The organism is Allobosea sp. TWI1241, from assembly GCF_039673065.1.
Classification (GTDB): domain Bacteria; phylum Pseudomonadota; class Alphaproteobacteria; order Rhizobiales; family Beijerinckiaceae; genus Allobosea.
Genome location: NZ_JBDJKW010000001.1, coordinates 46,993 through 70,183, shown reverse-complemented (window position 1 = coordinate 70,183; position 23,191 = coordinate 46,993). Strand labels below are relative to the sequence as shown.

20 protein-coding genes are annotated in these 23,191 nt (G+C 70.0%); 10 read left to right on the top strand and 10 right to left on the bottom strand.

What is annotated here, in order from left to right:
• Positions 1-6: 6 nt before the first annotated feature.
• Positions 7-756 carry a cellulose biosynthesis protein BcsS gene (gene bcsS, locus ABE438_RS00370; RefSeq protein WP_346500116.1) on the bottom strand — a complete coding sequence of 250 codons (750 nt, stop codon included), beginning with the start codon at positions 754-756 and terminating at the stop codon, positions 7-9.
• 147 nt (positions 757-903) lie between these two features.
• On the opposite strand from bcsS, the gene ABE438_RS00365 reads away from it, so the two are divergent.
• A complete protein-coding gene (locus tag ABE438_RS00365) occupies positions 904-1,170 on the top strand; it encodes an usg protein (RefSeq protein WP_346500114.1) in 267 nt (88 codons plus the stop codon).
• A 79-nt stretch (positions 1,171-1,249) separates the two neighbouring features.
• Complete coding sequence (locus tag ABE438_RS00360) at positions 1,250-1,849, top strand: exopolysaccharide biosynthesis protein (protein WP_346500113.1); 600 nt, start codon at positions 1,250-1,252, stop codon at positions 1,847-1,849.
• Between the two features lie 11 nt (positions 1,850-1,860).
• Here the strand turns inward: ABE438_RS00360 and ABE438_RS00355 are convergent, their stop codons facing one another.
• From ABE438_RS00355 to map, 7 genes are all read right to left on the bottom strand, one after another.
• Entirely contained in the window at positions 1,861-4,041 is a 2,181-nt protein-coding gene (locus ABE438_RS00355; protein WP_346500111.1) for a putative bifunctional diguanylate cyclase/phosphodiesterase, read from the bottom strand.
• A gap of 149 nt (positions 4,042-4,190) precedes the next feature.
• A complete protein-coding gene (locus ABE438_RS00350) occupies positions 4,191-4,940 on the bottom strand; it encodes a proteasome-type protease (protein WP_346500109.1) in 750 nt (249 codons plus the stop codon).
• A gap of 81 nt (positions 4,941-5,021) precedes the next feature.
• On the bottom strand, positions 5,022-5,843 hold the full coding sequence (locus ABE438_RS00345) for a transglutaminase family protein (RefSeq protein WP_346500107.1): 822 nt from the start codon (positions 5,841-5,843) through the stop codon (positions 5,022-5,024).
• A gap of 41 nt (positions 5,844-5,884) precedes the next feature.
• On the bottom strand, positions 5,885-6,826 hold the full coding sequence (locus ABE438_RS00340; RefSeq protein WP_346500106.1) for an alpha-E domain-containing protein: 942 nt from the start codon (positions 6,824-6,826) through the stop codon (positions 5,885-5,887).
• Positions 6,827-6,887: 61 nt separating this feature from the next.
• On the bottom strand, positions 6,888-8,303 hold the full coding sequence (locus ABE438_RS00335) for a circularly permuted type 2 ATP-grasp protein (protein ID WP_346500104.1): 1,416 nt from the start codon (positions 8,301-8,303) through the stop codon (positions 6,888-6,890).
• A gap of 142 nt (positions 8,304-8,445) precedes the next feature.
• Positions 8,446-9,171 carry a RadC family protein gene (radC, locus tag ABE438_RS00330; protein WP_346500102.1) on the bottom strand — a complete coding sequence of 242 codons (726 nt, stop codon included), beginning with the start codon at positions 9,169-9,171 and terminating at the stop codon, positions 8,446-8,448.
• On the bottom strand, positions 9,168-9,986 hold the full coding sequence (gene map / locus ABE438_RS00325; protein ID WP_346500100.1) for a type I methionyl aminopeptidase: 819 nt from the start codon (positions 9,984-9,986) through the stop codon (positions 9,168-9,170). Before map ends, radC begins: the two co-directional genes overlap by 4 nt.
• Before the next feature lie 184 nt (positions 9,987-10,170).
• Between map and ABE438_RS00320 the strand changes: the two genes are divergently transcribed.
• The 4 genes from ABE438_RS00320 (at position 10,171) to gpt (ending at position 14,670) form a co-directional block, all read left to right on the top strand.
• Positions 10,171-10,956: an FkbM family methyltransferase gene (locus tag ABE438_RS00320; protein ID WP_465248527.1), complete on the top strand. Its 786-nt coding sequence runs from the start codon at positions 10,171-10,173 to the stop codon at positions 10,954-10,956.
• A gap of 109 nt (positions 10,957-11,065) precedes the next feature.
• A complete protein-coding gene (locus tag ABE438_RS00315; protein ID WP_346500096.1) occupies positions 11,066-11,830 on the top strand; it encodes a competence/damage-inducible protein A in 765 nt (254 codons plus the stop codon).
• A 340-nt stretch (positions 11,831-12,170) separates the two neighbouring features.
• A complete protein-coding gene (locus tag ABE438_RS00310) occupies positions 12,171-14,051 on the top strand; it encodes a methyl-accepting chemotaxis protein (RefSeq protein WP_346500095.1) in 1,881 nt (626 codons plus the stop codon).
• Between the two features lie 109 nt (positions 14,052-14,160).
• A complete protein-coding gene (gene gpt / locus ABE438_RS00305; protein WP_346500093.1) occupies positions 14,161-14,670 on the top strand; it encodes a xanthine phosphoribosyltransferase in 510 nt (169 codons plus the stop codon).
• Positions 14,671-14,676: 6 nt separating this feature from the next.
• Here gpt and ABE438_RS00300 read toward each other — a convergent pair whose 3' ends face one another.
• Both ABE438_RS00300 and ABE438_RS00295 read right to left on the bottom strand, forming a co-directional pair.
• A complete protein-coding gene (locus ABE438_RS00300) occupies positions 14,677-15,585 on the bottom strand; it encodes a DMT family transporter (RefSeq protein WP_346500091.1) in 909 nt (302 codons plus the stop codon).
• Between the two features lie 124 nt (positions 15,586-15,709).
• A complete protein-coding gene (locus tag ABE438_RS00295; RefSeq protein WP_346500089.1) occupies positions 15,710-16,768 on the bottom strand; it encodes a serine hydrolase domain-containing protein in 1,059 nt (352 codons plus the stop codon).
• Positions 16,769-17,033: 265 nt separating this feature from the next.
• Here ABE438_RS00295 and ABE438_RS00290 point away from each other — a divergent pair, with 265 nt between their 5' ends.
• The 4 genes from ABE438_RS00290 to ABE438_RS00275 all read left to right on the top strand — a co-directional run bounded on the left by ABE438_RS00290 (position 17,034) and on the right by ABE438_RS00275 (position 23,119).
• Entirely contained in the window at positions 17,034-19,844 is a 2,811-nt protein-coding gene (locus tag ABE438_RS00290) for a phosphoenolpyruvate carboxylase (RefSeq protein ID WP_346500087.1), read from the top strand.
• Positions 19,845-20,003: 159 nt separating this feature from the next.
• On the top strand, positions 20,004-21,584 hold the full coding sequence (locus ABE438_RS00285) for an AMP-binding protein (protein ID WP_346500085.1): 1,581 nt from the start codon (positions 20,004-20,006) through the stop codon (positions 21,582-21,584).
• A gap of 29 nt (positions 21,585-21,613) precedes the next feature.
• Positions 21,614-22,249, top strand: a complete 636-nt coding sequence (locus ABE438_RS00280; RefSeq protein ID WP_346500083.1) for a DUF1190 domain-containing protein — start codon at positions 21,614-21,616, stop codon at positions 22,247-22,249.
• Positions 22,250-22,390: 141 nt separating this feature from the next.
• Entirely contained in the window at positions 22,391-23,119 is a 729-nt protein-coding gene (locus ABE438_RS00275) for a GGDEF domain-containing protein (RefSeq protein WP_346500081.1), read from the top strand.
• Positions 23,120-23,191: the final 72 nt, after the last annotated feature.

The window sequence follows — 23,191 nt, the reverse complement described above, 5'->3', positions numbered from 1 at the left end:
GCGGCCTCAGCGCAACCAGTTGAGGCCGAGCACGGCGTAGAAGCCGCCCGGCTCGTTGCGGCTGACCTGCCCGCCGAGCGCGATGCGCCAGCGCAGCCCGAGCAGGCGCAGGCCGGTCAGGTGCAGGCCGAGGCGCAGCTTGTGATAGTCGCCCTCGCCATAGGCTTCCGTCTCCGGGCCGACATAGACGCCGGGCGCCAGGGCCCAGCCCGCCGCCAGCCGGGCCCAGATGCGGCTGTCGGTGCCGGGAATGAGGTACGCGCCCAGTTGCACGAAGGTGGTGTCGCTCGGCGTCATCCAGAGATCGAGCTGGAGCCGCGGGCGGAGGCGCTGCGACAGCTGCCGCCGCGTGCGGGTCTCGACATAGGCGGCGCTCAGTTCCGGGCCGGCCGAGACCATCAGGAAACTATCGCCAATGCGACGTTCATAGCCGAGCGTCGCGTGGAATTCGGTGCGGTATTGCCGCCCGTGGCGCGGGCGCCGCTCGGCCGGCTCGACGCTTTCGCCCCATTTGACGCCGAGTCGGAAGCCGCTGGAATCGAGGCGCGGTGCGCCGAGCGCGCGCTTCATGCCGACGGCGGCATGGGTCTTGCGGCTGGCGGTTTCGATCGAGGCGAAGATCACCAGCCAGTCCGGATCGCGCAGGTGAAAGGCCGGGTCGGCCTGGGCATTGTCCGCCGGAAGGCAGGCGAGCAGCACCGCCGCGCGGCATAGCCACGCGCGCAGAACGGCCGATATGCGGATCTGCCACGCCATGACGATCCGTCCGCCGGCAGAGCCGGCGCCCCCCACCTCCGGCGATCCTCGCAAGCTGTCGTGGTTGCCGCAAGCTTTCGTTAACCAACGAGGCGCAGCCTCGATGATGTCGACTGGCCTTCCTTTGGAACAAGGAGCGTATCGGTCATGGCTTCACGCGATTTCACCCGCCAGCTCGCCGGCTACGGGTTGACCACGGCGACGATCCTCTACCGGATGCCCGACCATCCGCGCCTGCTGCAAAGCTATATCTGGCAGGACTACGACCTGGCCCCGCGCTTTCCCGAGCTGCGGCACTTCCTCGACTTCTGGCGGCGCGAACTCGACGGAGCGCTGCATTCGGTGACGGTGGCGCATGCCCGGCTGATCAAGCCGGCGGAGATCGTCGCGGCGCGGGAGCTGCTGCTGCATTGAGGGGGCGCGTGGCGCAGGCTTGTTGCCGCGCCCGCCGCCATGCTAGGCCGCAGCCCCTGCTTCCTGCTGGCGGCCCCGCTTGTCCTCGCCCTTGCGCACCTCCAATCTGCTCGTCGCGATCGCGGCCCTGCCCGGGCCGCGCGTCGCCGTCGGCGACATCGTGGCCGCGCTGCGCGATCGCGCCTACGCGCTGCTGGTGGTGCTGCTCGGCCTGCCCAACTGCCTGCCGATGCCGCCGCCGATCCCGCTGGTCTGCGGGCTGGTGCTGGCCTTCGTCGCGGCGCAGATGCTGATGGGCCGGGCGATGCCCTGGTTGCCGCAGCGCCTGCTGGCGCGCTCCATCGCTCAGCCTGACCTGGTGCGTGCCGTCGAGCGGGCGCTGCCGCCGCTGATCCGGCTCGAGCGCGTCTCGCGCGCCCGGCTGACCATGCTCGGCGGGCCGCGTGCGATTCCGGTGCTCGGCGCGGTGCTGCTGGTGCTGTCGATCGGGCTCGTGGTCTCGGCGCCCTTCATCGGGCAGATCCCGCTCGGCCTCGCCGTCTGCCTGGTCGGGCTCGGCCTTGTCGAGCGCGATGGCGTGCTGATCCTGGCTGGCGCGGCGATCGGCGCGGTCGGCCTGATGCTTTCGGCCGGTTTCGCCTATGCGCTGGTCAGCGGGATCGCCGGGCTGCTAGTCTGAAGCCAGATGCGTCAGGCCGCGGTCTGCGTGGCGGCGAACGGGCTTTCGCGCGCCAGCAGGGTATCGATCGCCTCGGCCGGGACCGGGCGCGAGAACAGGAAGCCCTGCAATTCGTGGCAGCCGACCGCCTGCAGGAAGCGGTGCTGCTCTGGCGTCTCGACACCCTCGGCGCAGACGCGCAGCCCGAGCGCCCGGCCGAGATGCACGACCGAGTGGACCAGGATCGCGGATTCGCCGGTCGCTTCCATGTATTCGAGGAAGGAGCGGTCGATCTTGATCTTGTCGAAGGCGAAGCGCCGCAGATAGATCAGGCTCGAATAGCCGGTGCCGAAATCGTCGAGCGCCAGGCTGACCCCGTGCGAGCGCAGATCCATCATCGCATTCTCCGCGGCGTCGGCGTCGTCGACCAGCACGCCCTCGGTCAGCTCCAGCTCCAGCCGCGCCGGGTCGAAGCCGGTCTCGTCGAGGATGCGGATGACGCTGGCGACGAAATCCTTGTGGCGGAACTGGATCGGCGAGACGTTCACCGCGAGCTTGACGCCCGGCCAGTGGCGCGCCTGCTCGCAGGCCCGGCGCAGCACCCATTCGCTGAGAGGCATGATCAGGCCGCGCTCCTCGGCGATCGGAATGAACTCCGAGGGCGGGATCATGCCGTGGACGGGATGCGGCCAGCGCACCAGCGCCTCGAGGCCGATGATCTTGGTGCCGTCGATCGAGACCTGCGGCTGGTAGTGCAGGGTGAGCTCGTCGCGGGCGATGGCGCTGCGCAGCTCGTCCTCGACCGTGCGCTTCATCTGCAGCGCCGCGTTCATCTGGGTCTCGAAGAAGGCGTAGCGGTTGCGACCCTCGTTCTTGGCTTGGTAGAGCGCGGCGTCGGCGCGCCGCATGAGTGTGGCGCGGTCCTTGCCGTCCTGCGGGGCGTGGGCGATGCCGATCGAGCAGCCGATCGAGACCGTGACGCCGCCGACCTCGAAGGGCTCGGCCAGGGTGTCGAGGATGCGCTGGGCGAGCGCGGCGCTGTCGCCCGGCTGGCCGAGATGGGTCATGATGATGCCGAATTCGTCGCCGCCCAGGCGCGCGACGGTGTCGCCGATGCGCAGCATGGCGGCGAGGCGGCCGGCGACCTGGCGGACGAGTTCGTCGCCGGCATTGTGGCCATAGGTGTCGTTGACCGCCTTGAAGCGATCGAGATCGATCAGCAGCACCGCGAGCGGACTGCCCTTGCGGTCGAGCTGGGCGATCTCCTGGTCGAGGCGCCGGTCGAAGGTACGGCGATTGGGCAGGCGGGACAGCTCGTCCTGGCCGGCGAGGCGCTGGATCTGGCGCTCGCGCAGCGCGATCTGCTGGGCGGCATGGCCGAGGCGCCGGCAGACATAGGCGAAGATGCTGCTGAGCAGAATGGCGACGATGCCGAGCGCCCAGGCGAAGCGCGGCAGCATCGCGTCGCCGGGCCGCGAGGCCTGCCAGGTCAGCCATGCGGCGACCTGACCGTCGGGGGAGGGGATCGGCCGGCGCAGCAGGGCGTCGGAGGGCTTGTCGGTGACGACATGCAGATCGTCGATGCGGTGGCGGTGCCCCAGCGCGGCGATGCGCGCGGGCGTAGCCCTGCGATAACCGACGACGAACGCCGCCTCGCGGGTGGCGGCGTTGACGATGTCGTCGTCGGCGATGGTGGCGACGACGATGCTGGTGATCTGGCCGTTATCGTTGACGATGCTGAACAGCGGCAGGGGGGGCGGATGGCCGGCGGGGGGCAACTGGCCGGCTGAATTCCCACCCGGCAGGCCGGGCTTCAGGCGGCGCAAGGCATCGTAACCTGCCTGGGTGGCAGGGCGCCCATTCTCGACGCCGGCGAGGAGCCTCCCAGCCGCCGTGACGAGGAAGCTGCCATCGAACTCCAGCAGGCGCTCGGCGATCAGGCTGAACGACCATTGCAGCGTGGCATGGGGCAGGCCGGCGTCGAGCAGCGGCTTCAGCGCCCGCACGGTGCGCAGATTGTCCCGCCGCAGCAGCACTTCGGCATTCATCGCGGCGTCGAGCCGGTCGTTCTGGCGCGCGGCTTCGAGGTCGTTGGCGTTGGTCATGATGCCGAAGGCGAGCGCCACCGCGGCCGCCAGCACGACGACGAACGCGCCGGCGAGCGACGCGATGGTGCCTGTCAGCAACCGCGCCGAGGATTCGGCGTTCGTCATCTTGGGGAGTGGAGGCAAAACACGAAGACCCGCCCAGCACCAATCGAACCGTCACTCTGGCGGTCGATTCTTGCCACTCCGTTTCCGAACCGGGCCTTTCGAATAATTCTCGGGCTAATTTCGTCGCCCGGCGGCTCGTTTTTCGCCGCTCAGTCGCTGCCGGGCCCGTAGGGCGGGCGCGGGATCGCCATATGGGCGGCGCGCAGCGCGGCCGACCATTGCTCGCGCAGATCGTTGAAATAGGGCTCGCCGGCCTCGATGCGGTAGTTCAGCTCCGGCTCGTCGGCGTCACGGCGCAGCACCAGCAGGTCGATCGGCAGGCCGACGCCGAGATTGGAGCGCATGGTCGAATCCATCGAGATCAGCCCGACCTTGAGCGCGTCGTAGAGATGTGTGCCGAAGGTCACGGCGCGGTCGAGGATCGGCTTGCCGTATTTGTGCTCGCCGATCTGGAGGAACGGCGAGTCGATGCCGCATTCGATCGAGTTGCCGGCCGAGTAGATCATGAAGAGCCGCATCGGCCCGCCCTTGATCTGGCCGCCGAGCAGCATCGAGACGTCGAATTTCAGCCCGGCCTCCTGGAGGCCCGGGCCGTCGGTCTCGCGCACGGTCCGGATGGCGCGCCCGACCAGCTGCGCGGCGCGGAACATCGAGGGCATCTCCAGCAGCGTCTCGACCTCGCCGGTCTCGGGCGATGGCACGCCCTCGTGCAGCAGGCTGACGACGGACTGGCTGATCGAGAGATTGCCGGCGGTCGCCAGCGCGATGGTGCGCTCGCCCGGCCAGGAGAAGACGTGCAGCTTGCGGAAGGTCGAGATGTCGTCGAGGCCCGCATTGGTGCGGGTGTCGGCCATGATGACGAGGCCGTCCTTGACGAGGATGCCGACGCAATAGGTCACGGGTCTGGTCTCCGGGCCGGGGCGGCCGGCTGCTGGGTAACAGCGCCGGCGGCGGGCGGCAATCGCCCGCCGGGCGCGCGGCTACTGGACTTGCTGCGCCGAGGCGTCGCGGGCGCTGACGGCGACGAGCAGGCTCTCGCCATTGCCGCCGGTGCGGGCGCCGCGCACGGGGGCCGCGTCGGCATAGTCGATGCCGGTGGAAACCCGGACATGGGTGTCGACCGGGCAGATGCCGTTGGCGCAGTCGAAGCCGATCCAGCCATAGTCCGGCAGCCAGGCCTCGGCCCAGGCATGGGCGCCGTTGGCATGAGGCAGCCCCTCGGATGCCGCGACATAGCCGGCGACGTAGCGGGCGGGCACGCCGAGCAGGCGCGCGCAGGCGATGAAGACATGCGCAACGTCCTGCGGAATGCCTTCGCCGGCCGCGACGCAGGCCGCGGCGCCCTGGCCGAGCCGGTCCGCGGTCGGGACGCAGGCGATACCGCGATGCAGGGTGGCGAGCAGCGTGTGCAGCCGGGTGAGGTCCGTGCCCTCGACCATGGCCTGGCCGGCGAGCGCCCGCAGGGCATCGTCGGGCTCGGTCAGCCGCGTCTCGCGCATGAAGATCTCGGGCGGCAGCGGCTCGCTGGCGCCGCGCACGATGCCGGCGAGGTCGCTGGTTTCGACCAGCCCCTCGATGTCGATCGTGTAGTTCTCGATCGGGCCGTCCGCCGAGAAGTCATGCTTGATATTGCCGAACGGGTCGCGGCCGGCATGCAGGCGCCCGTCGATGCTCGGCGTGACGCGCCAGGACACGACATGCTGGCCGTCATGGTCGCGCGGCGTCAGCCGGAGCACCTGCCGGATTTGGCGCACGGGCTCGGCATAGGAATAGGCAATGCTGTGGGAGACGCGGATTCGCATGGCGGGCTTCGTGATGTCGGGGCCGGGGAGCGGCGTCGCTCCTATTGCAGATACTGCTCGACGATGGTGTTTCCGAGGCGGTTGTTCTCGCCGATGAAGTCGGAAATGAACTCGTGCAGCCCGCGCTTGACGATCGCCTCGATCGGCGTGCTCCCGAGCTTGGTCAGCGTGCGCCTGGCCTGGCGCTGCGCCGCGCCCTGGCGGCCATAGGCCTCGCCGAGCTGGTCGAGATAGCGTGAGACGTTCTCATAGCAGCTCGCCAGAGAGCGCGGCATGCGCCGGTTGAGGATCAGCAGGTCGGCCACCAGCATCGGCTGCACGGCCTGGCGGTAGACCCAGTGATAGGCGGTCAGCGCCGAGACTTCGCGCAGCATCGTGGTCCACTGGAAGTAGTCGAGCGAGCCGCCGACCTGCTCGTTGGCCGGCAGCAGCAGGTGATATTTCACGTCGAGGATGCGGGCGGTGTTGTCGGCGCGCTCGATGTTCACCCCGAGCCGCAGGAACCAGTAGCCATCGTCGCGCAGCATGGTGCGGTAGGCCGAGCCGTCGAAGACCAGCGAGACGTTCTTCACCCAGTCGAGGAAGCGGGCGAACTCCTCGCGGTCCATAGGCCGGCGTTCGAAGCGCTGCAGCTCGAGCCAGGCGCCGTTGAGCGCGTCCCACATCTCCGATGTCAGCGCGGTGCGCACCGCACGCGCATTGGAGCGGGCGAGGGCGAAGCAGTTGCGGATCGAGGACGGGTTGTCCGGGTTGAAGGCGAGGAAGTCGCGGACATTGCGCTCGTTGGCCTCGCCATAGGCCTTGGCGAAGGTGTCCTCGCAGCCGGCGGTGGCGACTGCGCTCTGCCATTCGCTGCCCGCTCCGCCATAGGAGGAGGGCAGGTTGCTGAGCCGCATGGTCGCGTCGAGGATGCGGGCGAGGTATTCGGCCCGCTCGACATAGCGCGAGACCCAGTAGAGGCTGTCGGCGGTACGCGAGAGCATGGTCAAGAGGTGCGCTCCGTGAGCGATCGGCGTGATGGGATCGTGTGGCGGGCGCCGTGCGTCATGCGTCGAGCACCCAGGTATCCTTGGTGCCGCCTCCCTGGCTGGAATTGACGACGAGCGAGCCTTCCTTCAGCGCCACGCGGGTCAAGCCGCCTGGCACGCAGGAGATGCCGTTGGCGCCGGAGAGCACATAGGGGCGCAGGTCGACATGGCGCGGCGCGACCCCGGAGGCGACGAAGGTCGGGCAGGTGGAGAGCGCCAGCGTCGGCTGGGCGATGAAGCCGTCCGGATGCGCCTTCAGCTTCTTCCGGAAATCCTCGATCTGCGCCTTGCTGGCATGCGGGCCGACCAGCATGCCGTAGCCGCCGGAGCCGTTGACCTCCTTGACGACCAGCTCGGCCAGGTTGTCGAGCACATAGGCATGGGCGTCGGGCTCGCGGCAGCGCCAGGTCGGCACGTTCTTCAGGATCGGCTCCTCGCCGGTGAAGAAGCGCACGATCTCGGGCATGTAGCTGTAGACCGCCTTGTCGTCGGCGACGCCGGTGCCGATCGCGTTGGCGAGCGTGACGTTGCCCGCCTTGTAGGCGCCGACGATGCCCGGCACGCCGAGCACGGAATCGCTGCGGAAGACCAGCGGGTCGAGGAAGTCGTCGTCGATGCGCCGGTAGATCACGTCGACGCGCTTCGGCCCCTGCGTGGTGCGCATGTAGACGACGTCGTCCTTGACCAGTAGGTCGGAACCCTCGACCAGCTCGACGCCGAGCTTGTCGGCCAGGAAGGAGTGCTCGTAGAAGGCCGAATTGTACTGGCCGGGCGTCAGCAGGCAGATCGTCGGGTCCGACGATGCGCTGCGCGGCGCCACCGAGCGCAGCGTCGCCAGGAGCTGGTCGGGATAGTTGTCGACCGGCGCGACGCGATGGGTGGCGAACAGCTCGGGGAAGAGCCGCAGCATCACCTCGCGGTTCTCCAGCATGTAGGAGACGCCGGACGGCGTGCGGGCATTGTCCTCGAGCACATAGAAGGTGTCGGCGTCGACGCGCACCACGTCGATGCCGGCGATGTGGCAGTAGATGCCGTGCGGCACCTGGAAATCCAGCATCTGCACCTGATAGCTGGCGTTGCGATAGACCAGCTCGGGCGGGATGATCCCGGCCTTGATGCATTCCTTCGGTCCGTAGACGTCGGCGAGGAACATGTTGAGCGCGGTGACGCGCTGGCGCAGCCCCTTCTCCAGCTTGGTCCATTCCGGCTTGGTCAGCACGCGCGGGATGATGTCGAAGGGGATCAGGCGCTCGGTCGCCTCCTCCTCGCCATAGACGGCGAAGGTGATGCCGATGCGGCGGAAGAACAGCTCGGCCTGGGAACGGCGCAGGGCCAGCGTCTCGGGCGGCGCCTCCTTCAACCAGCGATCGAGCTCGCCATAGGCCGACCGCAGGCCGCCCTCTCCGCCGGTCATCTCGTCGAATGCGACCATGCCGCCACCGTCCCCGTTTCGGTCAGCCTATGCCCATTCGGAGCGGTTCGGGAAGAGGTGCGTTGCCAGCCATTCGGCGAAGCCCTGCCCGTTTCCTGAGCAGGAAGGCCGGCGTTAACGCGGGCGCCGCGCCGGTGTTCCGTCAGATCAGGCCGAGGCCCTTGAAGCTGGCATGGCCGTCGCGGCCGACGATGATGTGGTCGTGGATCGCGATGCCGAGCGGCTTGGCGATGTCGACCAGCTCGCGGGTCATGCGCATGTCGGCGCCGGACGGCGTCGGGTCGCCCGACGGGTGGTTGTGAACCAGGATCAGCGCCGTCGCCGAGAGCTCCAGCGCCCGCCGCATCACCTCGCGCGGGTAGACCGGGGTGTGGTCGACCGTGCCGGTCTGCTGCACCTCGTCGGCGATCAGCGCATTCTTCTTGTCGAGGAAGAGGATGCGGAACTGCTCGCGTTCGGCGAAGGCCATCGCCATGCGGCAATAGTCGATCACCGCCGACCAGGAGGAGAGCACGGTCTTGCGGGCGACCTCGCCCTTCATCGTGCGCTTCAGCGCCGCCTCGACGATCTTGAGGTCGAGCGCCACGCTCTCGCCGACGCCCTTCACCTCGGTGAGACGGGCGGCGGGCGCGCCGATCACCTCGGCAAAGGAGCCGAAATGCTGGATCAGCTGCTTGGCGAGCGGCTTGACGTCGCGCTGCGGGATCGAGCGGAACAGCAAGAGCTCGAGCAGTTCGTAATCGGGCAGGGCGGCGTCGCCGGCTTCGGCGAAGCGCTGACGCAGCCGGTCGCGATGGCCGAGATGGTGCGGGGAGGCCGGGGCGCCGGCGGCAGGCTTGCCGTTCCTGGCCCCGCCGCCCTCGCTCATCGCCTGGCGAGCGGGTTGTCGAGGCCGGCGGGCGAGAGGGTGAAGATCTCGCAGCCCGTCTCGGTGACGCCGATGCTGTGCTCGAACTGCGCCGAGAGCGAACGGTCGCGCGTGACGGCGGTCCAGCCATCGCGCAGCACCTTCACGTCCGGCTTGCCGAGATTGATCATCGGCTCGATGGTGAAGATCATGCCGGGCTTGAGCACCGGGCCGTCGCCGGGGCTGCCATAGTGCAGGATGTTCGGCGCGTCGTGGAAGAGCTGGCCGAGCCCGTGGCCGCAGAAGTCGCGCACCACCGAGCAGCGCTCGCCCTCGGCATAGCGCTGGATGGCGAAGCCGATATCGCCGGTGGTGGCGCCGGGACGCACGGCGGCGATGCCGATCCGCAGGCATTCCAGCGTGATCTCGATCAGCCGCTCGGCCTTCCGCGGGATTTCGCCGACGCCGTACATGCGGCTGGAATCGCCGTGCCAGCCGTCGACGATCAGCGTGTAGTCGATGTTGAGGATGTCGCCTTCGCGCAGCGGCTTGTCGTCGGGGATGCCATGGCAGACGACATGGTTGATCGAGGTGCAGATCGACTTGGTGTAGCCGCGATAGAACAGCGTCGCCGGCAGGGCGCCGTTATCCATGGCGAACTGGAAGGCGAGGTCGTCGAGCCGCTGGGTGGTGACGCCGGGGCGCACTTCGGCGGCCAGCATGTCGAGCCCCTGCGCCGTCAGCTGCCCGGCCTTGTGCATCGCAGCGAAGGCGTCCGGACCATGCAGCTTGATCGCGGGATCACGGCGGCGGGCGAAGGTTTCGTTCAGCGTCATTCCGGGGATCGCTCCTCTGCCGTTCTATCTATTGGGTTTGGCGGCCCGTGCAAGCCGCGCGCGGTCTCGAGCGCGCAAGGCTGGCGCTTCGCGGGCGCGAGGTGTATCAGCCGGCACGATGGCACTGAACGATATGCAATCCCGCGATGACAAGCCCTTCGGCGCATATGCGCCGCAAGGCGCGATGGCCCGCGTCATCGCGTGGACGCGCGCGGCGTCCGATTCCTTCCTCGGTCGCAAGATCGCCTTTGCGCTCCGGCGCTTCGGCCTGCGCTCGCTCAAGGGCCGACCGGTCGACGTCGAGTCGCTCGGCGCGCGCATGCGGCTCTATCCGGACGGCAATGTCTGCGAGAAGCGCGTGCTGTTCACGCCGCAATATTTCGACGCCAAGGAGCGCGAGCTGCTCGCCGCGCGCATCGGCGAGGGCTTCTGCTTCATCGATGTCGGAGCCAATATCGGCGCCTATTCGCTGTTCGTCGCCGCCAAGGCCGGGCCGCGCGCCCGCATCCTCGCGGTCGAGCCGCAGCCGGAGATCTTCGCGCGGCTCACCTACAATATCGGGCAGAACCCGTTCGGCACGGTGAAGGCGATCGCCTGCGCGCTGGCCGACAAGTCGGGCGAGCTGACGCTCTTCCTCGACCCGGCCAACAAGGGCGAGTCGAGCGTGCGCATCCTGCGCTCCAGCAGCGCGACCTCGGTGCGCGTGCCGGCGACGACGCTGCTCGCGCTGGTGCAGGGCGAGGGCTACGAGCGCATCGACGCGATCAAGCTCGACGTCGAGGGCGCCGAGGACCTGATCCTCGAGCCCTTCCTGCGCGATGCGCCCGAGGCGCTCTGGCCCGGCTTCATCATCGTCGAGGATTCGCGGACGCGCTGGCAGTCCGACCTTGCCGGCCTGCTGGTGGCCAAGGGCTATCGCCTCGTGGCGCAGACCCGGCTCAACCTGGTCTACGAGCGCGGCGCCGCCTGAGCGGGCGCGCCGGCCGCGTGGCCCCCTGCCGCGAACGCGAATTCCCTGCCGCTGCGCGATGCTGTAGCTCCGTGAGGAGCAAGGCATCGACCGCAACGGAAGCACGCTTATGTCGCAGAGCAGCACGCCGGCCTCCCGCACGCCCGTGACGGCGGCGATCCTCGTCATCGGTGACGAGATCCTGTCGGGGCGGACCAAGGACAAGAACATCGGCTACATCGCCGAGTACCTGACCAATCTCGGCATCGACCTGCGCGAGGTCCGCATCGTGCCGGACCTGATGGACGAGATCGTCTCGGCGCTGAACGCGATCCGGGCGCGCTATACCTACGTCTTTACTACCGGCGGCATCGGGCCGACCCATGACGACATCACCGCCGACGCGGTCGCCTGCGCCTTCGGCGTGCCGATCGACCATGATCCGCGCGCCGTGGCGATGCTGGCCGAGCGCTTCCCGCCGGACCAGCTCAACGAGGCGCGGATGCGCATGGCCCGCATCCCCCAGGGCGCCGACCTGATCGACAATCCGGTCTCCAAGGCGCCGGGCTTCCGCATCGGCAACGTGCATGTCATGGCCGGGGTGCCCTCGATCATGCAGGCGATGCTCGACCATGTCGCGCCGACGCTGAAGACCGGCGTGCGCATGCTCTCGGAGACCGTCCTGGCCGGGCTGCGCGAAGGCGACATCGGCACCGCGCTTGGCGAGATCGCCAAGGCCCATCCCGACTGCGCCATCGGCTCCTATCCCTTCTGGTCCGAGACCGGGCCGGATACCAATGTCGTGGTGCGCTCGCGCGATCCCGAGGCGCTGATGCGTGCGGTCGCCGCGGTGCAGGCCATGGTCGAGCACGAACGCTCCCGCCTGAAGGGCTGAGCCCTGGAGCCGGGCGCCGGCAGAGGCGGCGCCCGCAGCCCCCGACACAGCCGGCGGTCTCCTGCCGGCGGTCGTGCGCGTGCGCGTGCTCGCGCGGAACCGCATGGGTGGGCGCGCGCTCGGCCGGCGCGCGAAGGTCTCACGACAGATGTGGCGGCATGGTTGTTTGGCGTGCGCCGATCCTCTTGGCGCTGTGTCCAGTCTTCGCTGTTCTTCATCTTTCGTCGTAACCCCTCCACTCGCCCGCTGCGGTTAGTGAGCCGTTTATCTTGCCGTAACCCCTTTGCCGGCATCATCTTTCTCATCGCGGTGGACCGTGCGGCTGACGAAGGGGAATGGCATGCGACTGAATCCTTTTGCTGGCGGCGCGGCGCGCCGGGAGCGCCTGGCCGAGCTGGCGGCGCTCGACCGGTCGATGGCGGTGATCAGCTTCGGGCTGGACGGCACCATCCTCGACGCCAACGAGAACTTCCTCTGCGCGGTCGGCTATCGCCTCGGCGAGGTGAAGGGCCGCCACCACAGCCTGTTCATGCCGCCGGGCGAGGCCGACACGCCGGGATACCGGGCGTTCTGGGAGCGGCTCGGCAAGGGCGAATACGAGGCCGGCCAGTTCCTGCGCGTCGGCGCCGGCGGGCGCGAACTCTGGATCGAGGCGAGCTACAACCCGGTCTTCGACGGCGCCGGACGGCCGGTGAAGGTGGTGAAGTTCGCCACCGTCATCACCGACCGCAAGCTGCACGAGGCCGACCTCGCCGGGCAGGTCACCGCGATCCGCAAGGCGATGGCGGTGATCGAGTTCTCGCCCGAGGGCGTGGTGCTCGACGCCAACGAGAACTTCCTGGCGGTGACCGGCTATACGCTGGACGAGATCCGCGGGCAGCATCACAGCCTGTTCTGCGAGCCGGCCTACCGGTCCTCGCCCGACTATCGCGCCTTCTGGGAGCGGCTGGGCCGCGGTGAATACGATGCGGGGCAGTATCTGCGGCTCGGCAAGGGCGGTCGCGAGGTCTGGATCCAGGCGAGCTACAACCCGATCCTCGACGCGCGGGGGCGACCGCTCAAGGTGGTGAAATACGCCACCGACATCACCGAGCAGAAGGCGGCGCGCCAGCTGGCCCAGGCGGTGGCCGAAGCGCGCGAGGTGATCGCCAGCGCCAAGGGCCGCGACCTGCTGCCGCGCATCGCGATGACCAGCAAGGAAGGCGAGGTGGCCGAGCTCTGCGGCGGCATCAACGACCTGATCGAGACCATGGCCGAGGTCGTCGTCTCGGTCGGGGCGATCTCCGGCAAGGTCTCGGTCGCGGCCGACCGGGTCGCCAGCGAGAGCGTCGATCTCGCCGGCCGCACCGACGCGCAGGCCTCGAGCCTGCAGGAGACGGCGGCGACCACTGAGGAGTTGGCGGCCTCGATCAAGACCAGCGCCGGGCATTCGCGCCAGGCGGCCTCGCTCGGCGAGGAGGCGCGGCGCGTCGCCTCGCGCGGCGGCGCCACCGTCGCCGACGCGGTCGATGCCATGGCGCGCATCGAGCAGGCCTCGGCCTCGATCGGCGACATCATCACGATGATCGACGAGATCTCCTTCCAGACCAACCTTCTGGCGCTCAACGCGGCGGTCGAGGCGGCCCGCGCCGGCGATGCCGGGCGCGGCTTTGCGGTCGTCGCCTCCGAGGTGCGCGAACTCGCCAAGCGCTCGAGCGAATCCGCCAACGGCATCAAGGGGTTGATCGGCAATTCGAGCGAGCAGGTCCGCAATGGCGTGCGGTTGGTCAAGGAGGCCGGCAAGACGCTGGAGGAGATCGTCGAGGCGGCGAACCGCGTCGCCACGACCATCGGCGAGATCTCCAGCGCGGCCTCCGAGCAGGCGAGCGGCGTCGAGGAGATGGCCCGTACCATCGCCCATCTCGACGAGATGACCCAGCAGAACGCGATGATGGCGGATTCGGGCTCGCGGCTGTCGGGCGAGCTGCTCGGCGAGACGCAGGCGCTGGCGGCGCTGGTCGGCGGCTTCCGGGTCGCGGGCGAGGCACGGCCGGCGACGACCGACGCCATGGTCGGCGAGCTGCGCGCCCTGATGGCGAAGGCCGAGCCGGCCAGGCCGGCGCCGCGCCCGCGTGCGACGGCCGCCATCGCGGCGGCGCCCGCTTCGGCGTCACGGCCCGCGCCGGCGAAGGCACCGCGTGTCGTCGCAGGAGCGGGAGGCAGCGGCTGGGAAGAATTCTGAGCCGGATCGCGCCCGGTTTCGGGAAAAGCGGTGGCCGGGCACTTGTCACGGCCGCCGCAATGCGCTTTTCGCAGGAGGTCGCCACCGCTCGCCGCAGGGACTTCCGCTCATGGCCGATCCGACCGCCAATAAGGCCTTCCCCGTTTCCTGGGACCAGTTCCACCGCGACGCGCGTGCGCTCGCCTGGCGCCTGGCCGATTCCGGCCCGTTCGAGGCGATCGTCTGCATCACCCGCGGCGGCCTCGTCCCGGCGGCGATCATCTGCCGCGAGCTCAACCTGCGCCTGATCGAGACGGTCTGCGTCGCGAGCTATCACGACTACAAGAACCAGACCGAGCTCGTGGTGATGAAGGAGGTCGCCCCCTCGATCCGCGCCATCGGCGACGGCAAGGGCAAGGGCGTTCTGGTCGTCGACGACCTGACCGATACCGGCAAGACCGCGCGCATCGTGCGCGAGATGCTGCCGAACGCGCATTTCGCCACCGTCTACGCCAAGCCGGCCGGCGTGCCGACCGTCGATACCTTCGTCACCGAGGTCAGCCAGGACACCTGGATCTATTTCCCCTGGGATATGGGCCTGTCCTATGTCGAGCCGATCGCCAAGGGTTCGAAGGGCTGACCGCCCTCAGGCGCTGCTCGGAGCCCGCAGCGCCACCAGCATGCCGGCCATGGCGACCATCATGCCGGCCACCTCGAGCGCCGATGCGTGCTCGCCGAGCCAGGCCGCGCTGACCAGTGCGGTGACCACCGGCACGAAGGGCAGGAACAGCGCCGCCCGCGCCGCGCCCAGCACCGTCACCGACTGGGCATAGAGGAAGAGCGCGACCGCGCCGACCAGCACGCCCTGATAGATCGCCTGCAGCGCCATGGCCGACAGCGGGGCGCTGAGCAGCGTCACCGGCTGCACCAGGCCGATGAGCGGCAGGAACGGCACCGAGAGCAGGCAGGTCGCCATGGTGACCTCGACCGCGTCGGCGCCCCAACGCCGGGCGAGCAGGCCGAAGGTCGACCAGAGCAGCGCGATCACCACGAAGAGCAGGTCGCCGATCCAGGCGTCGGCGCGCGTCGGCGTGCTGAGGATCGCCTCCCAGGAGAACAGCGCGACGCCGCAGACGATCACCACGAGGCCGATCAGCCGCGCGGGGCTGGCTTTCTCGCCGAAGACCAGGAAAGCCAGCACCGCCGTGCACACCGGGATCAGCCCCGGCGAGATCACGGCCGAATGCAGGGCCGGCGCGAAATGCGCTCCCCCGACCAGGATCAGGCTGTAGCTCGGCCCGACCAGCGCGGTCAGGATCAGCGCACGCCGCCAGCCGAGGCGGCCGACCGGGAAGGGCCGCATCCGCGTCAGGGCCAGCGGCAGCAGCACCAGTGAGGCGGCGAGGAAGCGCAGGATGGTGACGTCGCCGGCGGTCAGCCCGTCCGAGACCGACTGGCGCGAGACCACCGCCTGCACGCCCCAGACCAGGGCGGCGAGCAGGCCGCAGACGAAGCCCGCGGCCGGACGGGAGAGGGCGGGCACGGCTTGGGACACGTCGGGGCTCGGGCAGGCGGCGGAAAGCGGCCGGGCTTATGCGCCCTGGCCGCTTCGCCTGCAAGCATCACCCGCGCGGGCCGTCCCCCGCCGCACGCATGGGCGCCGGGGCGGTGTGGCCTGCTCAGGCGAGGGCGGCCGCCAGGCGCTCGCAGAAGCCGTCGACCGCGGCCTTGTCGATCCAGCGCACCACCGCGACGACGTCGAGCTCCGGCGCGATCCAGATGACGTTGCTGCCGGCGCCGAGCGCGCTGAAGCTGCCGGCCGGCAGCTTGGGGTTCGCGGTCGGGCCGCGGTTGAGCCACCAGAGGAAGCCGTAATTCGGCAGCGTCGGCGAGGGCGCCAGCGATTGGGCCAGCCACGACGCCGGAATCAGCTCCCGGCCCTGCCAGCTGCCCTTGGCGGCGACCAACTGGCCGAACAGCGCATGGTCGCGGGCGCCGATGAACAGGCCGCCGCCCCAATGGCCGCCGCCGGGTACCGAGCGGATCATGCGGCCGTCGATATCGACATCGGCGTTCTCGTAGCCCTCCCAGCGCCAGTCCCGCGAGGCGCCGATCGGATCCATGATGCGCTCGCGCAGCACCTCCGGCAGCGGCCGGCGGAAGCGGCGCAGCAGCGCGTAGCCGAGCACGTTCACCCGCACGTCGTTGTATTCGTAGACGCTGCCCGGTGCGCCGAGCGTGCGCCGCTGGCCCTTGCGGCTGTTGTCGGCGCCGGGGCCAATCTGGCGGAAATGGTCGACCTGGTCGGACTTGCCGAACAGCTCGCCCTGCCATTCGCTGTTCTGGTGCAGCAGGTGGCGCCAGGTGATCGCGCCGTTATGCGCGCCGGCGAAGACCGGGCCGTCGACCGTCTCGGCCACCGGGCGGTCGATGTCGGGGATCAGCCCATCGGCGACGGCGAGGCCGGTCAGCACCGAGAGATAGCTCTTGGCGATCGAGAAGGTCATGTCGGTGCGGGCGGTGTTGCCCCATTCGGCGACGGTCTCGCCGCCGCGCATGATCACGCCGGCCGGGCCGCCGCGCTCGGCCACCGGGCCGACGATCTCGGTCCACGGCCCCCGCTCGTTCCATTCGACGTTCCCGACATAGGAGCCGTCCGGGTAGTACATGCTGCGCGGCCAGGGCGACTCGTGGGCGATGGCGTAGTCGACGACGGATTGCAGGCTGGCGGTCGGCACGGGCAGGTCCTCGCGGCATGGGGCAGTTGGGCTGGGAGCGATGGGGCATGCTAGGGCAGGGCTCGTCCGAAGCGCAACGCGCCCCGCGCCGGATGTGCATGTCCGGTAAGCCTTGTCGGACAAATGTTTAGGCAGGACGGCGCGCAGATCGATTCAAGCTGGGCTCCGCGGCCGTGATCGGTCGCCGCCCGATCTCTCGCAGTTGCGAAAAATCCGGAATCGCCGTCTGCTGCACCGATTTTTGCGTGCCTGCAGGGAGAGCGTCATGGCTGACGGAGACGATCGCGCCCCGGAGGCGCTGGCCGGGCAGCTCGCGGAGGCGATCCGGCAGGCCCGTGCCGGGGCCCGCGAGGACCCGTTCGGCAATCCGGTCCTGCGTGTGACGCTCTGGCTGACGCGCCGCATGGATCGCGGCGAGATCACGCTCGCGCAGGCCGCGGCGCTGATCCGGCATCTCGGGCGCGAGGCGCTGGCGGACCGCGCCGTGCGCCTCGCCGCCTATGTCGGCCTCGATCGCGACGAGGACGCCGCCTGCGCGGCGCTGGCGAGCCGGCTGGCCGAGGAGGCCGACGCCTCCGACGATCCCTTCGCGGCCTTCGCCGCCGGCCTGGCGCGCACCCGCTTCGCCGCGGTCTTCACCGCGCACCCGACCTTCGGCATGCGCCGTGAGGTGGCGATGGCGCTCGCCGCGCTGACATCCGGCCAGGGGAACGACGACCCCCGTCTCGCGGCGCCGGACCTCTCCTTCCGCCCCGACGCGACGATCACCCTGCAGGACGAGTTCGAGCAGGCGCGCTATGCGGTGCGCCATGCCCGCGACGCGATCGACCGGCTCAACGCCGCCTTCCTGAACGAGGCGCGTGTGCGTTGGCCGGAGCGCTGGCGTGGCTTGCGGCCGCGGGCGCTGCAACTCGCCTCCTGGGTCGGCTGCGATACCGACGGGCGGACCGATATCGGCTGGTGGGACACGCTGCGCTACCGGCTGGAATCGAAGCGCGGCCAGTTCGTCCGCATCCTCGAGACGCTGCCGGAGGCCGAGGCCGCCGCGCCGGTGCGCCAGCTCTGCGAGGAAGCCCTGGCCGCGGTCGAGCGCCAGCTCGCGCTCTGCCCGCCGCTGAACAGCAAGCCGTCGCTCGCCGCGCTCCAGGCCTTCGCGCTGGCGCTGGTCGGCGAGCGGGAGGTGGCGCAGCCCGACGCGACGCGCCTGCTCGCTCTGCTCGACGCGGCGATCGCCGAGGCCGATGCCGAGAGCGCCGCTGCGCTCGTGCTAGTGCGGTCCGGCGTCGTCACCCACGGCGTCTCGATCGCGCTGCCGCATTTCCGGCTCAACGCCGCGCAGGTCCACAATGCGATGCGCGGCGTCATCGCCGATGATGGCGACCCGGCCCAGCCGGCGCTGCGGCGCGGTTTCCTCGCCGCCGTCAACGCCGCGCTGGCGGAGGTCGAGCCTTCGGCGGTCGATTTCGGCGCGCTGGCGGTGGAGCGTGCCTCCGCCGCGCGGATGATGATGACGATCACGCAGATCGTGAAGCATGTCGACGGCTCGCGGCCCGTGCGTTTCCTGATCGCTGAGACCGAGACCGGCTACACACTGCTGAGCGCGCTCTATCTCGCCGAGCGCTTCGGCATCGCCGACCTCATCGAGATCTCGCCGCTGTTCGAGACCTCGGACGCGCTGGAGCAGGGGCCGCGCATCATCGACGAGGCGCTGCGCAGCCCGCATTGGCGCGACTATCTCAAGCGCCATGGCCGGCTCTGCGTCCAGTTCGGCTACTCCGATTCCGGCCGCTATATCGGGCAGGTCGCCGCGACCTTCTGGGTCGAGCGGCTGCGCAGCCGCATCCTCGACCTGCTGGTCCGCTACGGGCTGAACGAGATCGAGCTGGTGATCTTCGACACCCACGGCGAATCGGCCGGGCGCGGCGCCCATCCCGACAGCCTCGCCGACCGGCTGGCCTATCTCGACCCGGAATGGCCGCGCCGCGCCTTCGCCCGGGCCGGTGTCGCGATGACGCGCGAGAGCAGCTTCCAGGGCAGCGACGGCTATCTGCTGTTCGGCACGCCCGCGCTGGCCGGCGCCACCATCGCCCGCATCGCCGAGGCCGTGTTCGCGCCGCCCGGCGAGGCGCCGGATCCGATCTACGACGAGCCGGATTTCGCCAGCGAGTTCTTCCAGACCGTGCGGGACGAGATGACCCATCTCGTCGACGATCCGGGCTATGCCGCCCTGATCGGCACCTTCGGACCCTCGCTGCTCGACCGGACGGGCTCGCGCCCGGCCGCGCGCCAGAGCGATGCCGGCGGGCCGGCGGTGATCCGCCATCCGCGCGAACTGCGGGCCATCCCGAACAATGCGATCCTCCAGCAACTCGGCTGGCTGGCCAACAGCGTGCACGGCATCGGCCTGGCGGCCTCGCGGGCGCCGGAGACCTTCGTCGCGATGCGCGACGGTTCGGAGCGGTTCGGACGCGCCTATCGCCTCGCCGCCCATGCGCTGGCCAGTAGCGATCTCGACGTGCTGCGCGCCTATCTCGACACGCTGGACCCGGGCAACTGGTTCGACCGCGCCCGCCGCACCGAACGCGAGGGGCGCCGCGACGAGCTGATGGCGGTGGCGCAGGCGCTGGCCCGGCTCGACCTCGCGCCGGCGCTGCGCCGGCTGTTCTGGCGCTTCGCCACCGACCGGATGAAGCTGCGCGAGGCGGCGGGTACGCTGCCGGCGATGTCGGAGCGGCTGGTGGCTCTGCACACGCTGCGGCTGGCGCTGCTGCACCGGATCTGGCTGCTCGCGACGCATGTTCCCGATTTCCGCCCGCATGCCGGGCTTACCCGCGACCTCTTGGTCGAGCGCATCCTGCGCCTCGACATGGACGGGGCGATCGCGCTGCTCGGAGAGATCTTCCCGCTCAATCCGGACGCGGCGCTCGGCCTGGATTTCGGCGAGCCGCCGGGCCCGCGCGAGGGTGGCGCCTATGCCGCCTTCCACCGCGACGTGGTCGATCCGATGCGCGACTGCTTCGGGCTGCTGCGCGAGATCTCGGGCGTGATCCAGCACGAGATCGGCGCCTTCGGCTGAGCGGGCAGGGGGCGCCGCGCGGCTGAGAGATCGAATCCGCCGCCGCCCCCAAGGCGCTGGCGGAGAATCAAAAAGCGCCGGGCCGGATTGCATCGCGCGCAGTCGCCACTACCTTGCGGCACGAGGCTTCGCGCCGCGTGAGGAGACGCAAGGGCAGAGATGACGGCTACCGAGTTTCCGGCGCGCGATTTCGATGTCGCAGGCGCCCGCACCACGCTTTTCGCCAGCCTGCTGCAGACGGTGGCGCGCCATGGCCGCTCGCGGCCGGCGCTGGAGGATCCGGAGCGCAAGCCGCTGACCTATGGCCGGCTGGTGCTGGGTGCGCTGGTGCTAGGGCGCAAGCTCGCGGCCACGACGCAGCCCGGCGAGATCGTCGGCCTGATGCTGCCGAACGTCCAGGCGATGGTGGTGACGCTGTTCGGGCTCTCCGCCTTCGGGCGCGTGCCGGCGCTGCTCAACTTCACCGCCGGTCAGCGCAATCTGCTGGCGGCCTGCGAGGGCGGGGGCTTGCGCACCATCGTGACCTCGCGCCGCTTCGTCGAGCAGGGCAAGCTCGACGAGGTTCTGGCCGCGATCGGCACGGGCCGGCGGGTGATCTATCTCGAGGATGTCCGCAAGAGCCTGACGAGCCTCGACAAGGCGATTGGCGCGGTCTCGGCGCTGGCGCCGGGTCTCGCCTTGCGCGGCCATGCGCGGCAGCCGGACGATCCGGCGGTGGTGCTGTTCACCTCCGGCACAGAGGGCAAGCCCAAGGGCGTGGTGCTCAGCCACGCCAACCTCGTCTCGAACGCACGGCAGGTCTTCGTGCACGCCGCCGGCGCGATCTCCGAGCGCGACGTGTTCATGAACCCGCTGCCCTGCTTCCACTCCTTCGGGCTGACGGCGGGGCTGCTGGTGCCGCTGCTGCACGGCATGAAGGTCGTGCTCTATCCGAGCCCGCTGCACTACAAGCAGGTTCCCAAGCTGATCGGCGAGACCAAGGCGAGCTTCCTGCTGGCGACCGACACCTTCCTTCAGGGCTATGCGCGCGCGGCTTCCGAGGGCGACCTCGTCAGCGTGCGCCATGTCGTGGCCGGGGCCGAGCGGGTGAAGCCGGCCACCCGCCAGCTCTGGGAGCCCTACGGCACCACGATCCTCGAAGGCTATGGCTGCACCGAATGCTCGCCGGTGCTCGCGGTCAACACGCCGCAGGCGCTGCGTGAGGGCACGGTCGGGCGCCTGCTCCCCGGCATCACCGCGCGGCTGGACCCGGTGGAGGGCATCACCGCGGGCGGGCGGCTGCATGTGAAGGGGCCGAACGTCATGCTCGGCTATCTCGACGAGGCGCGCCCCGGCGTACCCGTCCCGCCCGAGGGCGGCTGGCATGACACCGGTGACATCGTCACGATCGAGGACGGCTTCGTCGCGATCACCGGCCGGGCACGCCGCTTCGCCAAGCTCGGCGGCGAGATGGTCTCGCTGGCGGCGGTGGAATCGATGATCACCGGGCTCTGGCCGGGCTTCAACCACGTCGTGGTCGCGCTGCCCGATGCCCGCAAGGGCGAGCAACTGGTCCTCGTCACCGAAAAGCCCGATGCCGACCTCAAGCTCCTGCAGGACGAGGCGCGCAGCCGCGGTTTCGCCGAGCTCTGGGTGCCGCGCGCCGTGCTCGTCACCGGCTCGGTTCCGGTGCTGGGCAATGGCAAGATCGACTATGGCGGCACGCGCGAGCTCGCCGCTACGATGCGGCCACTGCTTTGATGCGCGGGCGGCCGGAGAGGGGACCAAGGATGACGCAGCCGCTTCGTCTCGCCGGCCTTATGGGCCGCGCCCTCGCCGGTCTTCTCGTCGGGCCGGGCGCCGCCTATGCGCAAGGAGCCGCCGAGGTCTATGTCCGCCGCGACGAGTGCATCGCTGGCCGCAGGCTCTCCGCCGAGCAGTGCGAGTTCGCCTATCGCAACGCCCGCGCCGCCTTCGAGCAGGATGCGCCGCGCTACGCCTCGCGCGCGGCCTGCGAGCGCGCGCACAAGCGCTGCGGCGCCCAGGTCTCGACCAGCGGTGGCTGGGACGCGCTGGCGCGCGGCGGCGGCGCGGCGACCTATGTGCCGCGCTTCGCCGGCATCCGCGTCACCGGGGAGGGGGCGAGCGCCAAGGCATCGCCGGTTGTCGAGGGCAAGGCCGTGTTCGCCGCCCGTCGGGTCGACGCGCTCGACGAGCGCATCAGCGGCCGCCGTGGCGTGATCGGCGCCGCTCCGGCGACGGGGCGCGCGGGCCAGGGGGGCGGAGGCGGCTTCGTCTCGCGCGGCGACCGCGATGACACGGTGCGCGTGCCGATGCAGCAGAAGCGGATCGGGGCCGATGTCGCGCCCGGCCTCTATGTCGATCCCGACGGGGTCGAATGGTACAAGCCGGCACGCCGCCGCTGACGGCCGGGCTTTCCGCGCCCGCGCGTTACCGCTAAGGAAGATCGACCGCAGGTTTCGGCCGCGGCGTGCGCCTGTCCGGGCGCCCGCCGCGCTATGAATGAGATCGTCTCGCAAGTCGTTCTCGTGCAGGTGGCGTGTGCGTTGAAGTTGCCCTCAAGATATGTCCTGCGGCGGACAGCCGTCGTGACCCTGATCGCCGCGACGATCTCGATCTCGGTGTCCACCGGCATCCGCATCCTGATCGGGGCGCAGGCCGACCTGGTCACCATCATCGTGCGCCTCGTCTTGCCGTTCCTGATCGCGATCCCGCTCGGCCTGATCTGGTTCAGCCGAATGGAGCGGCTGGACCACGCCTATCGCGACCTGATGAAGCGCACGACGGAACTCGCCCGCCGCGCCAGCACCGACCCGCTGACCGGGCTCTTGAACCGCCGCAGCTTCGCCGAGCAGTTCGACCTGGCGCTGAGCCACGGGGTTAAGGGCGGCTTCCTGATCGCCGATGTCGACTACCTCAAGCCGATCAACGATCGCCACGGCCATCTCGTCGGCGACGAGGCCATCGTCTCGGCGGCGATCGCGCTGCGCGAGGTTCTGGGCGACAGCAGCCTGGTGGCGCGGATCGGTGGCGACGAATTCTGCGGTTTCGTGCCGCTGGAACGTTCCGGAGACCCCGAGCAGCTCTTCGTCCGCATCTGCAAGCGCGCCGCCCGCGAGTTCCGCGAACGTACCGGGCTCGCGGAGCCGGAGCTCTCGCTCTCCTGCGGCTTCGCGCTCTGCCGCCAGGGCCAGACCTTCCGCGACATGATCGCGCAGACCGACGACAGCCTCTACAGCCGCAAGCGCCAGCGCCGGCCGCGCGCGGCGGCCTGAGCTGGCGCACAGGGCGTGCGGGAATCAGGCACGCGGGCGATCGCCGCGCGCGGACGTTCATCCGATGTGATG

Excerpts from the sequence above, each read along its gene's own strand:
- ABE438_RS00315 (WP_346500096.1), top strand. The coding sequence starts at position 11,066 with ATGTCGCAGAGCAGCACGCCGGCCTCCCGCACGCCCGTGACGGCGGCG.
- ABE438_RS00365 (WP_346500114.1), top strand. The coding sequence starts at position 904 with ATGGCTTCACGCGATTTCACCCGCCAGCTCGCCGGCTACGGGTTGACC.
- bcsS (WP_346500116.1), bottom strand. The coding sequence starts at position 756 with ATGGCGTGGCAGATCCGCATATCGGCCGTTCTGCGCGCGTGGCTATGC.
- ABE438_RS00310 (WP_346500095.1), top strand. The coding sequence starts at position 12,171 with ATGCGACTGAATCCTTTTGCTGGCGGCGCGGCGCGCCGGGAGCGCCTG.
- gpt (WP_346500093.1), top strand. The coding sequence starts at position 14,161 with ATGGCCGATCCGACCGCCAATAAGGCCTTCCCCGTTTCCTGGGACCAG.
- ABE438_RS00320 (WP_465248527.1), top strand. The coding sequence starts at position 10,171 with ATGGCCCGCGTCATCGCGTGGACGCGCGCGGCGTCCGATTCCTTCCTC.
- ABE438_RS00290 (WP_346500087.1), top strand. The coding sequence starts at position 17,034 with ATGGCTGACGGAGACGATCGCGCCCCGGAGGCGCTGGCCGGGCAGCTC.
- ABE438_RS00335 (WP_346500104.1), bottom strand. The coding sequence starts at position 8,303 with ATGGTCGCATTCGACGAGATGACCGGCGGAGAGGGCGGCCTGCGGTCG.
- map (WP_346500100.1), bottom strand. The coding sequence starts at position 9,986 with ATGACGCTGAACGAAACCTTCGCCCGCCGCCGTGATCCCGCGATCAAG.
- ABE438_RS00340 (WP_346500106.1), bottom strand. The coding sequence starts at position 6,826 with ATGCTCTCGCGTACCGCCGACAGCCTCTACTGGGTCTCGCGCTATGTC.
- radC (WP_346500102.1), bottom strand. The coding sequence starts at position 9,171 with ATGAGCGAGGGCGGCGGGGCCAGGAACGGCAAGCCTGCCGCCGGCGCC.
- ABE438_RS00280 (WP_346500083.1), top strand. The coding sequence starts at position 21,614 with ATGACGCAGCCGCTTCGTCTCGCCGGCCTTATGGGCCGCGCCCTCGCC.
- ABE438_RS00345 (WP_346500107.1), bottom strand. The coding sequence starts at position 5,843 with ATGCGAATCCGCGTCTCCCACAGCATTGCCTATTCCTATGCCGAGCCC.
- ABE438_RS00285 (WP_346500085.1), top strand. The coding sequence starts at position 20,004 with ATGACGGCTACCGAGTTTCCGGCGCGCGATTTCGATGTCGCAGGCGCC.
- ABE438_RS00355 (WP_346500111.1), bottom strand. The coding sequence starts at position 4,041 with ATGACGAACGCCGAATCCTCGGCGCGGTTGCTGACAGGCACCATCGCG.